Raw genomic sequence first — 13179 nt, 5'->3', positions numbered from 1 at the left:
CGATAAAGTTTTTTGCTGATTGTTATTTAACGGCGAAGATCGAGCTTTTCGATAATCGCTCTATAGCGCTCAATATCTGTCTTGGCGAGGTACTGCAAAATCCGACGACGCTTACCGACCATCAATAACAAACCACGACGGTTGTGATGATCTTTCTTATTTGTCTGCAAATGTTGTGTTATCTCATCAATACGCTTTGAAAGAAGTGCTACCTGTGCTTCTGGGCTACCTGTGTCAGTTGCAGATGAGCCGTACTTACTTACTATTTCCTTTTTAACTTCTGGCGTTAATGCCATTTGTATTGCTCCTTCTGTCTGTCACGAGGGCCTCGGTGTTATTCACGAAGGCGCACCTTCTCGCTTTAGTAAAGGCAAGATTACCAGCGCAGTAGTTGATACTTAAAATCCACGCGTATTTGAGCGTTATTTACTGGTCAATTCCCTTGCCTGATCACAATCTTTTTTCATCTGCTCAAGAAGTGGTGCTAATCCATCAAACTTTAAGGTGTCACGTAATCTAAAACCAAATTCGATCTTTGCTTCTTGATCATATAAATCTAATCCGACTTGATCAATTGCATACGCTTCCACTTGTCTTCCTCTAACTCCTGGAAAAGTTGGATTTGTTCCAATTGATATTGCAGCTGCCCATCTTTTTTCACCAACACTTAACCAACCGGCGTAAACACCATCTGCTGGAATTGTGGCAAGTGAAGTTAATCCAAGATTGGCGGTTGGATATCCAATTTCTCTTCCCCGCTTTTCACCATGCACAACTGGGCCCTTTAAATAAAAACTTCTTGTTAGCAACTCATTAGCCCGCTCAATCTCACCATCAATAATTAGACTTCTAATTCGAGTTGAAGAAATTGTGGAACCACGCTCTTCTTTCAATTTAACTATTGAAACACCAAAGCCATACTTAGGTCCAACCTCTGATAAGTACTTTGGTGAACCTTGGGCTTTAAAGCCAAAATTAAAGTTCTCACCAATCACAACATGCTCGGCTTTAAATCGGCCAAGTAAAACATCTTCAATGAATTGATCTGGGGATAGCTGTGAAAAATCCTTATTGAAGTTAACTATCTCCACATGGCTAGCACCTGCTTGCTTGAGTAAATCAATTCGATCTTTAACAGAGATCAATTGTGAGGGTGTGCGCTCGGGTGCAACCACAGATGTTGGATGAGGATCAAAGGTCATAACTGTTACTTCACCTAGATGTTTTGCAGTTGCAATTATCTGTTGATGGCCTGCGTGCACTCCATCAAAAATTCCAAGAGCTAATACCTTCATCTGCGTATTCTTTCATAAAACATAATTACTCACTGACCTTAACTAATATTGGAGCAGCCATAACTTGTGAACCTTGTAACTTGTTCTCTAGTAAAGCCAGGAAATTATCTTGTGAATCCAGGGCTGCCACAATCCCACTTTGTTGGTTTTGTTCAATCACTCGGCCAAATGTGATCTCTCTGCTTTGGGATAAATCCAATTTTCTGATCGGAAATAGTTTTTCAATTACTGAAGTGATAGAGATCAATGGCGCGTTAGCCAAGGATTGACAATCTTGCAAAGTAAATGGTGAAACTAAAGTACGACGAAGTGAGGTTAAGTGGCCGCCAATACTTAATCTTTCACCTAAATCTCTGGCAATCGCTCGAATATAAGTTCCGGCAGAGCAGGTAACAGATACATCAACTTCGATTGCTGTGGCTGTATGTCTAATCTCTTTAACCACTATCTCATCGATAGTCACATCTCGCTCAGGAATATCAACACTCTCCCCTGCCCTAACTCTGGCATGAGCAGATTTTCCATCAATTTTTATGGCAGATACTGAACTAGGTCTTTGCTTAATAGTTCCAACAAACTTTGCTATCTCATTTGTAATTACTTCATCATTAACTTTTGCTATCTGAGCAGCAGTGGCGGTTGAGATTACATCCCCATCTTTATCATCAGTATGTGTTGCACTTCCCAAATTAATAGTTGCTTCATATGCTTTTTTACCATCTGTTATGTAAGTAAGAAGCCTGGTAGCAATGCCAACACCAAGAACTAACACCCCAGTTGCCATCGGATCTAATGTGCCAGCATGGCCGACTTTTTTAGTATCAAGTTTTTTACGAGCCATCGCCACTACATCATGGCTAGTCATTGCCCCGGCTTTATCTACTAATAAAAAGCCATCCATTAAATCACCTATTAATTATGTTTTTTATATGGATCTTCAGCAACAGGTTTTGCACCAGCTCTTAACTTTTCAAGTTCAGCATCAGCCTTATGCATCTGTTCAATTAAATCATTCATTGCTGAAGCAGAATCTGCCATGCCATCTAAGAAAAATTCAATCGATGGTGTAACTCTTAAGCCAAGTGCTCGCCCAACCTCAGATCGAAGCATTCCCTTTGCACTACTTAATGCTGCAGCACTTGATTCATGCGCAGCAGCATCACCTAGAACTGTGTAAAAAACTGAAGCTTGTTGTAGATCACCAGTTACTCGAACATCAGTAATTGTTACAAACCCAAGTCGAGGATCTTTTACCCGTGACTCAAGCGCGTTAGCAACTAACTCTTTGATGCGATCGGCAACCTGTAGTGGACGTTTACTTGGCATATGTTAAGCCCGCTTTTTTTCACGGATTTCATAAGCTTGGATTACATCTCCAACCTGCAGATCCTTAAATGATCCAAGACCAATACCGCACTCAAATCCATCACGAACCTCAGTGGCGTCATCTTTAAATCTTCGAAGTGATTCAATGCTCAAGTTTTCACCAATCACAACACCAGCTCGCATAGTTCGAACCTTGGCATTTCGGCGAATAATTCCATCAGAAACTACGCAACCAGCAATATTTCCAAACTTGCTTGATTTAAATATGTCTCTAATTTCAGCATTACCAAGTACTGCCTCTTCAAACTCTGGCTTAAGAAGTCCTTTAAGAGATGCTTCGATCTCTTCAATTGCCTTGTAAATAACGGTGTAGAACTTAACTTCAACACCTTCTTGTTCGGCAAAGACTGCAGTTTGTGGTTCAGGTTTAACGTTAAAGCCAATGATTACTGCTGTTGAAGCAGATGCCAAGGTAACGTCATTCTTAGTAATCGCACCAACACCGCGGTGAATAACTCTTAAGTCAACTTCAGTACCAACATCTAATTGAACTAACGCATCCTCTAAGGCTTCTACCGATCCAGAAACATCGCCCTTTAGAATCAAGTTCAAAGTACTTACCTTTGATTGCTCCATGAAATCTTCAAGTGAAACCTTCTTGCGTGCCTTAGCTAAAGATGCATTTCGTGATGCAAGTTGACGCTTCTCTGCGATCTGGCGTGCAGTTCGATCATCTTCGGCAACAATAAATGAATCACCAGCGCCAGGAACAGATGTAAATCCAAGTACTTGAACTGGACGTGATGGACCTGCCTCTTCCAAAGTTTGTCCATGCTCATCTAGCATCGCACGAACACGGCCATAAGCACCGCCGGCAACTATCGCGTCCCCTACATGCAAGGTTCCACGTTGTACCAAAACAGTTGCAACTGGTCCACGGCCCTTATCAAGATTTGCTTCAATCGCAACACCTCTTGCAATGTCATCTGCAATTGCACGTAAATCAATCGCTGCATCTGCTGTTAACAAAATTGCTGCAATTAGATCATCAATTCCTTTGCCAGAAAGTGCTGAAACATTTACGAACATTGTCTGTCCGCCATACTCTTCAGCGATCAAGTTGTACTCAGTTAACTGCTGACGAATCTTGTCTGGGTTAGCACCCTCTTTATCAATCTTGTTTACCGCAACCACAATTGGCACATCAGCAGCTTGAGCGTGATTTAACGCTTCAATTGTCTGTGGCATAACACCATCATCTGCTGCCACAACTAGTACTGCAATGTCAGTTACCTTCGCACCTCGAGCACGCATCGCTGTAAACGCTTCATGGCCTGGAGTATCGATAAAGGTAATTGCGCGTTCAACTCCATCATGTTCATGATGAATTTGGTAGGCACCAATATGCTGAGTAATTCCACCTGCTTCAGACTTCACAACTTCAGTTGAACGAATAGCATCTAACAATCTAGTTTTACCATGATCAACATGTCCCATAACGGTAACAATTGGCGAGCGCACAACCAGATCTTCCGGATCAATTTGGGCTAACTCCTCCTCTAAATTGATCTCAAACTCTGCAAGTAACTCACGATCTTCATCCTCTGGACTTACGATCTGAATTATGAAGCCAAGCTCTGCTCCTAATACTGTGAAGGTATCTTCATCAACTGATTGAGTTGCAGTGACCATCTCACCTAAATGGAATAGGGCTGAAACTAATGCGGCTGGATCTGCGTTAATTTTCTCGGCAAAATCCATCAAAGTTGCACCGCGGCGCATTCTTACAACGCTCTTGCCATCACCTCTTGGAACTACCGCGCCACCTAATTGTGGTGCTGGTAGATTTTCAAAATCTTCACGTCTTTCTTTTTTACTCTTTTGTCCGCGATTTTTACCTTTACCTTTACCGCCTTTACCAAATGCACCAGCTGCGCCTCCACGTTGTGGTGGACGACCGCCACCTTTGCCACCAAATGGTGAACCAGATGGTGATGATGGTGTGCGATAAGGGGACGAAGATGAACCAGGACGAGATGATGTTGGTGCACCAGTACTTGGCCTTGGATTACTAGATGGTGGACGTGCTGCAAAACCTGGGCGAACAGAACCAGGACGAGCACCAGACATTGGTGGACGTTGGCCAGGTTGTAATTTTCCAGGAGTTCTTCCAGCCTCACCAGGTCTAATTGGTCTTGCGGGTGGACGTGGTCCACCGCCACCAGTGCTAAATGGATTATTTCCAGCTCTTGGCGGACGTGGCATCGCACTTGGTGATGTTGGTGTGCCACTACCTGCAGAAAATGGATTATTAGCTGGACGGGCCGTTGGTGTTGCAGGGCGCGCTGCTGGTGTTGCATCTTCAATCATCTGTTGTAATTCAGGTGGTAAATCTTCAACCTTTACAGTTTGTTTTGGCGCAGCCTTTTTTGCTGGAGCTTTTTTCGCTTTTGGCGCAGCCTCTGCCGGTACTAAATCTGGAAACTTATCCATCAACTTGCGCACAACAGGTGCTTCAACAGTTGATGATGCTGAGCGAACAAATTCGCCAACCTCTTGCAGCTTAGATAAGAGCTCTTTGCTTTCAAGCCCTAACTCTTTAGCTAACTCATAAACGCGGACCTTGGCCACACTTCTCCTTCTTCTGGCCCCGCGTTATTTACGCACGAGCCTAAATAGAACTACTCATAATCTTGTAGTGCTCATTAGAGTGTCATTCTCGCTCGCTCCATACTGTTTGTTAATTACCTAAATTTTTTAAGTAATCATCTAACTCATCTGTTTTAATCTCACCTTCAAACTTGAAGGAGTGATTAAAAGATTTTCGTTCAGTTGCCACCTTAAAGCAGTTTGCGTGAAGCCAAGCTCCCCGACCGCTCATCCGATGGTTTAGATCAACCTTTATTTCATTGCCGATCAAAACTGTTCGAATTAAATCTGTTCTGGTATCTAACTTTCGACAAGCGATGCAGCTGCGTTGCCTTAGTTTTTTACCCAACATCGCGCACTCTACCCTAAGCCCCTTGGATGGGTGAAATAGTTGCCGCTTCCTCTGTCTTTTCCGCCTTAATCTGCGTTACTGGATTATCTGGATGGATATCAATTCGCCACTGGGTAAGGCGAGCGGCAAGTCTGGCATTTTGCCCATCTTTACCAATTGCAAGTGATAATTGATAATCCGGCACAATCACCTTGGCAGATTTCATCTCTAAATCAACAATCTCAACTGAGCTTACCTTTGCTGGTGCTAACGCATTTGCTACATAAGTAGCAGGATCTTCAGAGAAATCAATGATGTCTATTTTTTCACCATTTAATTCATTCATAACATTTTGCGCTCTAGATCCTTGCGGGCCAATTAACGCACCCTTGGCACTCACTCCGGCGCGATGAGTTCTAACTGACAACTTTGTTCTTGCCCCAGGCTCACGTGCTATTCCAACAATATCTACTACCCGCTCTTTAATCTCTGGCACTTCTAGAGCAAATAACATCTTCACAAATGCTGGATGAGTTCTAGATAAAGTTACCTCTGGTCCTTTTTCACCCTGCTTAACATCAACAACAAAACATTTAATTCGATCTCCGTGTTTATAAACTTCACCCTTAACCTGCTCAGCAGGTGGCACCTTTCCTTCTACTCTTCCCAAACTTACATAGATAACATCAGCATCTCTTCCTTGCTGCACAATCCCACCAATTACATCACCGACGCTGCCAGAGAACTCTGTGACAACTTCTAAATCTTTGGCCTCGCGCATCTTCTCTTTAATAACTTTGCGCGCAGTTTTATCAGCTAATTTTGCAAAGCCATCTGGATTATCAACTACTGTGTCTAGGCGATCACCATCAGGGCCAAGTAGTGGCACATAAATTACTAACTCACCAGTTTGGCGATTTAAAACCGCTCGTCCATGTGGTTTAGCAACTGGCAGCTCGGCATATGCTTTTGCAACCTCATTTTCAATCGCATTAATTAACCGCTCGAGTGGTAATTTCTTTTCTTGGGCTAAAAGTTTTAGTGCTTCAACATCAACACTCACTTGCCCACCTGCTTAAACTCAATCTCAAGTGTTGCGCGCTTAATATCGGTGAAGTTAATTACCTGCTCATCAACTGTTGCATTACTTTCACTTACATCTTTAACTCTGCCCTTAACCTCTTTACCATCTAGCAAAATTACTTTTACTAATCGATCAAGATTTTTTCGCCAATGCCTTGGTTTGGTAAGTGGTCGATCTAAACCAGGGGATGTAACCTCTAAGGTAAATGGGGTTTGACCTAAACTTTGAATACCTTCAACAATTTCACTTATTCCTTTGGTGGCTGTTGTAACTTGATCAAGAGATAGATGAGTATCCCCATCTACTATGACAGTTAACATGCTGCGCCTGCCAGCTGAAGTAATTGTTACATCCTCTAGATAAAAACCGAGGGCTTCTAATGCGGGAGTAATCACCGCAATTATTTCTTCTTTCTTTCCCATTTTTTTCCTTCTTCGATATTAAGTTGTGTGCCTAAGTTTAACTTATAAAAGTATCCCAAGCAACGCGGGTAATTAGTAAAAATATGACTGCTAAAAATACTTTTCGCACCAATGGCGAGCCACCTTTGATTGCAAGGCGTGAGCCAATAATCGCACCCGTCACATTGGCAAAAGCTAGAAGTAAACCTAATTGCCACCAAATATGGCCAGTTAATTGAAAACTCAAGATAGCACCAGCATTAGTTGCAATGTTTACTAATTTTGCAGTGGCAGAGGCCTTTAAGAATGCATAACCGATTGTTGAAACAAGAAAAAAGACTAAGAATGTGCCAGTTCCTGGACCAAAGATTCCGTCATAGAAACCAATCATTAATCCAATCAAGGCAACAATTATTAATCTCTTTTTATGGGTAAATTTTAAATTCTCAGCCATACCTAACTCAGGTTTGCGCCAGGTATAAATAGCAACAACGATTAGCAAAAAGACAAGAAATGGCTTGAATAAATCCTTTGGCACAAATGCGGCTAGCGCTGCCCCACCCATAGAGCCAGCAAAGGCTGGTGCCATCATGGTTAAGGTAAGTGGAATATCTGGCTTAATATTTTTAAAGTAATTTCGAGCAGCTGCTGCTGTGCCAAAAATAGATGGAACTTTGTTAGTACCTAAAATTAATGGCAGCTCTTTATTTGGTAGGCCAACCAGCAGTGCTGGTAATTGAATTAATCCCCCACCACCTGCCATGGCATCAACAAAGCCGGCAAATCCTGATGCGATCGCCAAAAAGATTGCGATCTCAATACTCATAAATTACTTAACTATTGTTTTAACAACATCTGCGAGCGCAACCTCTTGCTTATCACCAGATTTACGATCCCGCACTTCAACCTTGCCATCTGCTAATGCTTTACCAACAATAATTATCTTTTGAATTCCGATTAATTCAGCATCTTTAAACTTAACTCCAGCAGATGCCTCCCTGCGATCATCAAGGAGTACCTCAAGCCCTTTTGCCTCTAGATCTTTAGCAATTTGTTCTGCCACATCAAATGGTTGATCCTCTTTACCAGTTGCCACAATATGAACATCAGCAGGTGCTACCTCTGCTGGCCAATTTAAACCAAGCTCATCATAAGTTTGTTCAGCAATGGCGGCTACCGCTCTTGATACACCAATTCCATAAGATCCCATTGTTACAACAACTGGCTTACCTTCTTTATCTAGCACGGTAAGCCCAAGTGATTGCGCGTATTTTCTGCCTAGTTGAAAGATATGGCCAATTTCAATTGCTCGATCAATTACTACCGGCTTTTCACACTTTGGACAGTTATCACCAGCTCGAACCTCTGCTGCTTCAATATATTGATCAACCTTAAAATCACGGCCGCATGTTACAAATCGGGCGTGCTTATCCTTTTGATTAGCACCGGTAATCCAATGTGATCCTTCTACAATTCTTGGATCGGCATATAACGTAATTCCAAATGCTTTCGCATCTTGTGGTCCAACATAACCTTTTACTAACTTTGGATGTTTAGCAAAGTCAGCATCCTCAAATAAACGTAGCTCTTTAACGCCAGCTAAATTTGCTTCCAATCGCTTTAAATCAACCTCACGATCACCTGGTACTAAAACCGCTATGGCTTTTTTATCAGCCATCAATAAAACATTTTTTAAGGTATCACCTGCGGTGACATTCGCGCCGTATTTACTATTAAAAACTTGAACTAATGAATCAATAGTTGGCGTATTAGGTGTATCTAGAACTTCAATTGCGCCTACTTTTTCTCCCTTAAATGGTGTGACCTTAGTAATCATTGCCTCCACATTTGCGGCATAACCACAGCCATTACATAAAACATATGTGTCTTCACCTGTTGGGCATGGAGCTAGGAACTCCTCTGATTTTGATCCACCCATCGCACCGCTCATCGCAGAGACAATGTTGTATTTAAGACCTAAGCGATCAAAGGTATTTATATAAGCTTGGCGATGTTTGTTATAAGAAACCTCAAGACCAGCATCATCAACATCAAAGCTGTATGAATCCTTCATCACAAACTCGCGCCCTCTAATAATTCCACTCCTAGGACGTGGTTCATCTCGATACTTAGTTTGAATTTGATAGATCGATAATGGCAAATCTTTATATGAAGAAAACTCACCTTTAACCATAAGAGTGAACATCTCCTCATGGGTTGGTCCTAGTAAGTAATCATTACCTTTTCGATCTTGTAATCTAAATAGATCTGGTCCGTACTCAGCCCAACGATTTGTTGACTCATAAGGATCCTTTGGCAAAAGTGCTGGAAAGTGAACCTCTTGGAATCCAGCTTTATCCATCTCTTGCCTAACAACATTTTCAATCTTGCGATATGTTCGATAACCAAGTGGTAACCATGAATAAATACCAGCGGCAACTCTTCTTACAAATCCTGCTCTAACTAATAAGCGGTGGGATGCAACCTCAGCATCAGCTGGATCATCACGCAGTGTGCGCAACAATAAGGTGGACATCTTTAACATAGGTAAAGCCTATCTATTGAACAGCAACAGATGGCGTACCTGATGCCACTCCAGCAGCCTCCATCTCTTCAGCAAGGCGCATCGCCTCTTCAATTAGCGTCTCAACAATCTGTGCCTCTGGCACAGTTTTAATTACCTCACCCTTTACAAATATTTGACCCTTGCCATTTCCAGATGCCACACCAAGATCTGCTTCTCTTGCCTCACCAGGTCCATTAACAACACAACCCATAACTGCAACGCGAAGTGGCACAGTCATTCCTTGTAATCCTGCCTGAACTTTTTCTGCCAATGAGTAAACATCAACTTGAGCTCTGCCACATGATGGACAGGAAACAATTTCTAACTTTCGTTGGCGCAAATTAAGGGATTCTAAAATTGAAATACCGACTTTAACCTCTTCAACTGGTGGGGCAGAAAGTGAAACACGAATAGTGTCGCCAATTCCTTCAGCAAGTAATATGCCAAAAGCAGTAGCAGATTTAATAGTTCCTTGGAAAATTGGGCCAGCTTCAGTAACACCAAGATGTAATGGGTAATCACATTTTGCAGCTAATAATCGATAAGCCTTCACCATTGTTACTGGATCATGATGTTTAACTGAAATTTTAATATCACTAAAGCCATGCTCTTCAAATAATGATGCTTCCCATAACGCAGACTCAGCTAACGCCTCAGGTGTTGCCTTGCCATACTTTGCCAGCAACCTTGGATCAAGTGAGCCGGCGTTAACACCAATTCGAATTGGAATACCAGCATCCCCGGCAGCCTTTGCCACCTCTTTAACCTTGTCATCAAATTGTTTTATGTTTCCTGGGTTAACCCGAACTGCCGCGCAACCTGCATCAATGGCTGCAAAAATATATTTTGGTTGAAAGTGAATATCTGCAATTACTGGAATTTGAGATTTCTTAGCAATCTGAGCAAGTGCGTCAGCATCATCTTGAGATGGAACTGCTACTCGAACAATTTGGCAACCAGATGCAGTTAGCTCTGCAATTTGCTGCAAGGTTGAATTTACGTCCGATGTAAGAGTTGTACACATCGATTGAACTGAAACTGGCGCATCCCCGCCAACTAAAACTGAACCAACCTTTAACTGCCTAGATTTGCGGCGAGGTGCCAGAGTTGGTGGTGGCGCTGATGGAATTCCTAAATCAACCATGGGTAAACCTTACCTAGAAATTAAGCCGAATTGGGTTGAGTATGTCTGCAGTAAGCAGCAATAGTGATAAAGAAGCCATTAATACAAAGACAACCATAGTAATTGGTGTGAGCCGTTCGACATCAAAAGGAGCTGGCTTTGCCAACCCTTTTCGTTTAGCCCGTGCATTTCTAAAACCATCTGCAACTGCAACTGCCATATGTCCACCATCTAATGGCAGAAGAGGTAATAAATTAAACATACCCACAAATAAATTAAGGGATGCAACTATCAAAATAAAGGTGGCAATCTTCTCTCGTGTTGTTAACGCCTTTGTTTCAGCTGTTTCACCACTCACCCGAGCCACGCCCACTACGCCAACTAATCCTTCTGGATCACGCTCTTGATTACCAAATGTTTGATTGATTAAATCTGGAATCTTACTTGGCAGTGAAATCAAGGATGTGATGCTGTTTTGTAATATCTCGCCAGTAAATCTAGTTGCTTTGCCGAGAGCGGTAAATGGTCCATAAGTAATTGTGCCAATCTCATTAACCACACCCAGCACACCAATTTTTTCACCATCTAATTCACGAGCGGCCGGAGTTACCAATAGATTTATCAAACTACCATTTCGATCAACTGTAATATCTAGTTGTTTTCCAGCAGATGATCTAATAACTGTTACAACATCATTCCACTCTTTATATGAGATGCCATTTACTTTAACAATTTTATCGCCAGCAACAATTCCTACATTTTTAGCAGGGGATGGAACAGATTTTGCTGAACATACTTCAGTGGCAGTTTGCGGAATGCACTCACTGACCCGCTCTACCTTATTAGTTAATGAAGTAATCCCAACTGAGGAAAACAAAACAAATAGCAGTACAAATCCAATTACAAAGTGCAAAAATGAACCAGCACCCAAAACAATTAATCTCTGCGCAACTGATGCTTTAACAAATGCACGTGGGGCATCTTCAGGTGATAACTCCTCCCGTGGCGTCATGCCAACAATTCGGCAGTAACCACCAGCTGGAATTGCCTTTAAACCAAACTCGGTTTCACCCCTTGTAAATGACCAAATCTTTTGTCCAAAACCTAAGAAAAACTCAGTTACCTTCATTCCAAATTTTTTAGCAGTTAAATAATGTCCTGCTTCATGAATCATTACTGAAACTAAAAGTGCGATTGCAAAGGCGAGAATTCCAATAATTGCCATTTAAGCGATCTCCTTAATTAACTCTGCTGCTTTAGAGCGTGCACTTTGCTCTATCCCACTGACATCAGAAATATCTCTAATAGTAGTTGAGGTGTTACTGCCAAATGATTGAACAACTGATTCGACTGTATCAATAATGGCTGTGAATTTAATCTGACCTGCTAAAAATGCAGCAACTGCGACTTCATTAGCGGCGTTATAAACAGCAGGCAACCCTGCGCCCACCTGACCACAACGTTTTGCCAACTCAATCGCTGGATACTTCTCATTATCAATTGGGGAAAACTCCCAAGTGTGAGATTTACTCCAATCAATTGCAGCGGTGGCTTTATTAATTCGCTCTGGATATGACAGTGCGTAAGCAATTGGGCCTTTCATATTTGGCGGAGATGCTTGAGCAATTGTTGAGCCATCCACATACTCAACTAATGAGTGCACCACAGATTGTGGGTGAATAACCGCTTCGATATTTTCATAATCAAGTCCAAATAGGTAATGGGCTTCAATAATCTCTAACCCTTTATTTAATAATGTGGCTGAGTTAATTGTTACTACCTCACCCATCGACCAGGTTGGATGATTTAGCGCATCAGCAACAGTCACATCAGATAGATCTGCTCTATTTCTAAAAGGGCCACCACTTGCAGTTAAAATCAATTTCTTAACATCACTCACCTTGCCAGCAAGTAATGCTTGAAAAATGGCAGAGTGCTCAGAATCAACTGGAATGATTTTATCTGCGCCAAACTTCATTACTAAATCTCCACCTGCAACTAAGGATTCTTTATTTGCCAGGGCAACCTTGTTTCCAACACCGAGGGCCGAGAGCGTTGGTCCTAATCCAATTGAACCGGTGATGCCATTTAAAACAATGTCACAAGGCAGGGCAGCAATTTCAATGGATGAGTTGTCACCATCAATTACCTGCACGCCAGAGGTTTTAGGAGCTGGCGCCATTGAACCAACTATTGGCACATTAAATTTTTTAGCTTGCTCCATTAATAGTTGTGGGTTTTTACGACCACCACTTAAGCCAACTAAGCGAAACTTATTTGGATGGGCAGCCACAATCTCCAGGGCCTGCACCCCAATAGATCCAGTTGAACCCAAAACCACCACATCACGCATATGCCTATCTTAACTGTGTCGAGTTTTGAGCCTTCTCAGATAGTATTTAGG

Annotated in this window: 13 protein-coding genes; all 13 read right to left on the bottom strand. The window is 42.1% G+C overall.

Annotated elements, in window-relative coordinates:
• Window positions 1–26 precede the first annotated feature (26 nt).
• Window positions 27–296, bottom strand: a complete 270-nt coding sequence (gene rpsO, locus B1s21122_RS02065) for a 30S ribosomal protein S15 (protein ID WP_019852019.1) — start codon at window positions 294–296, stop codon at window positions 27–29.
• 126 nt (window positions 297–422) lie between these two features.
• Window positions 423–1295: a bifunctional riboflavin kinase/FAD synthetase gene (locus tag B1s21122_RS02060; protein ID WP_095680877.1), complete on the bottom strand. Its 873-nt coding sequence runs from the start codon at window positions 1293–1295 to the stop codon at window positions 423–425.
• 25 nt (window positions 1296–1320) lie between these two features.
• A complete protein-coding gene (gene truB / locus B1s21122_RS02055; RefSeq protein WP_095680878.1) occupies window positions 1321–2196 on the bottom strand; it encodes a tRNA pseudouridine(55) synthase TruB in 876 nt (291 codons plus the stop codon).
• Between the two features lie 11 nt (window positions 2197–2207).
• Window positions 2208–2621 carry a 30S ribosome-binding factor RbfA gene (rbfA, locus tag B1s21122_RS02050; protein ID WP_095680879.1) on the bottom strand — a complete coding sequence of 138 codons (414 nt, stop codon included), beginning with the start codon at window positions 2619–2621 and terminating at the stop codon, window positions 2208–2210.
• A 3-nt stretch (window positions 2622–2624) separates the two neighbouring features.
• Window positions 2625–5252: a translation initiation factor IF-2 gene (gene infB, locus B1s21122_RS02045; protein WP_095680880.1), complete on the bottom strand. Its 2628-nt coding sequence runs from the start codon at window positions 5250–5252 to the stop codon at window positions 2625–2627.
• A 109-nt stretch (window positions 5253–5361) separates the two neighbouring features.
• Window positions 5362–5622 carry a YlxR family protein gene (locus tag B1s21122_RS02040; RefSeq protein ID WP_095680881.1) on the bottom strand — a complete coding sequence of 87 codons (261 nt, stop codon included), beginning with the start codon at window positions 5620–5622 and terminating at the stop codon, window positions 5362–5364.
• Between the two features lie 13 nt (window positions 5623–5635).
• Window positions 5636–6664, bottom strand: a complete 1029-nt coding sequence (gene nusA / locus B1s21122_RS02035; protein WP_095680882.1) for a transcription termination factor NusA — start codon at window positions 6662–6664, stop codon at window positions 5636–5638.
• The gene (locus B1s21122_RS02030) at window positions 6661–7107 is read right to left on the bottom strand and encodes a ribosome maturation factor RimP (protein WP_095680883.1); all 447 of its coding nucleotides are present in this window, start codon (window positions 7105–7107) and stop codon (window positions 6661–6663) included. The genes nusA and B1s21122_RS02030 overlap by 4 nt, the downstream gene beginning before the upstream one ends.
• 37 nt (window positions 7108–7144) lie before the next feature.
• On the bottom strand, window positions 7145–7912 hold the full coding sequence (locus tag B1s21122_RS02025) for a sulfite exporter TauE/SafE family protein (RefSeq protein WP_096961014.1): 768 nt from the start codon (window positions 7910–7912) through the stop codon (window positions 7145–7147).
• Between the two features lie 3 nt (window positions 7913–7915).
• A complete protein-coding gene (locus B1s21122_RS02020; protein ID WP_096961013.1) occupies window positions 7916–9631 on the bottom strand; it encodes a proline--tRNA ligase in 1716 nt (571 codons plus the stop codon).
• Window positions 9632–9644: 13 nt separating this feature from the next.
• Window positions 9645–10796 (bottom strand): flavodoxin-dependent (E)-4-hydroxy-3-methylbut-2-enyl-diphosphate synthase, encoded by a 1152-nt coding sequence (gene ispG / locus B1s21122_RS02015; protein WP_095680884.1) that lies wholly within the window; start codon window positions 10794–10796, stop codon window positions 9645–9647.
• A 13-nt stretch (window positions 10797–10809) separates the two neighbouring features.
• Window positions 10810–12000 carry a M50 family metallopeptidase gene (locus B1s21122_RS02010; protein ID WP_095680885.1) on the bottom strand — a complete coding sequence of 397 codons (1191 nt, stop codon included), beginning with the start codon at window positions 11998–12000 and terminating at the stop codon, window positions 10810–10812.
• Window positions 12001–13128 carry a 1-deoxy-D-xylulose-5-phosphate reductoisomerase gene (gene dxr, locus B1s21122_RS02005; protein WP_095680886.1) on the bottom strand — a complete coding sequence of 376 codons (1128 nt, stop codon included), beginning with the start codon at window positions 13126–13128 and terminating at the stop codon, window positions 12001–12003. It abuts the gene before it with no gap.
• Between the last annotated feature and the right edge of the window lie 51 nt (window positions 13129–13179).

It is taken from the genome of Candidatus Nanopelagicus limnes, assembly GCF_002287885.2.
Taxonomy (GTDB): Bacteria; Actinomycetota; Actinomycetes; order Nanopelagicales; family Nanopelagicaceae; genus Nanopelagicus; species Nanopelagicus limnae.
Note: the sequence above shows the minus strand (reverse complement) of the source record. Positions and strands in the feature narration are given on the sequence as shown.

Coding starts and splice junctions, on each gene's coding strand:
- rpsO (WP_019852019.1), bottom strand. CDS start 296: ATGGCATTAACGCCAGAAGTTAAAAAGGAAATAGTAAGTAAGTACGGC.
- B1s21122_RS02060 (WP_095680877.1), bottom strand. CDS start 1,295: ATGAAGGTATTAGCTCTTGGAATTTTTGATGGAGTGCACGCAGGCCAT.
- truB (WP_095680878.1), bottom strand. CDS start 2,196: ATGGATGGCTTTTTATTAGTAGATAAAGCCGGGGCAATGACTAGCCAT.
- rbfA (WP_095680879.1), bottom strand. CDS start 2,621: ATGCCAAGTAAACGTCCACTACAGGTTGCCGATCGCATCAAAGAGTTA.
- B1s21122_RS02040 (WP_095680881.1), bottom strand. CDS start 5,622: ATGTTGGGTAAAAAACTAAGGCAACGCAGCTGCATCGCTTGTCGAAAG.
- B1s21122_RS02030 (WP_095680883.1), bottom strand. CDS start 7,107: ATGGGAAAGAAAGAAGAAATAATTGCGGTGATTACTCCCGCATTAGAA.
- B1s21122_RS02025 (WP_096961014.1), bottom strand. CDS start 7,912: ATGAGTATTGAGATCGCAATCTTTTTGGCGATCGCATCAGGATTTGCC.
- B1s21122_RS02020 (WP_096961013.1), bottom strand. CDS start 9,631: ATGTTAAAGATGTCCACCTTATTGTTGCGCACACTGCGTGATGATCCA.
- ispG (WP_095680884.1), bottom strand. CDS start 10,796: ATGGTTGATTTAGGAATTCCATCAGCGCCACCACCAACTCTGGCACCT.
- B1s21122_RS02010 (WP_095680885.1), bottom strand. CDS start 12,000: ATGGCAATTATTGGAATTCTCGCCTTTGCAATCGCACTTTTAGTTTCA.
- dxr (WP_095680886.1), bottom strand. CDS start 13,128: ATGCGTGATGTGGTGGTTTTGGGTTCAACTGGATCTATTGGGGTGCAG.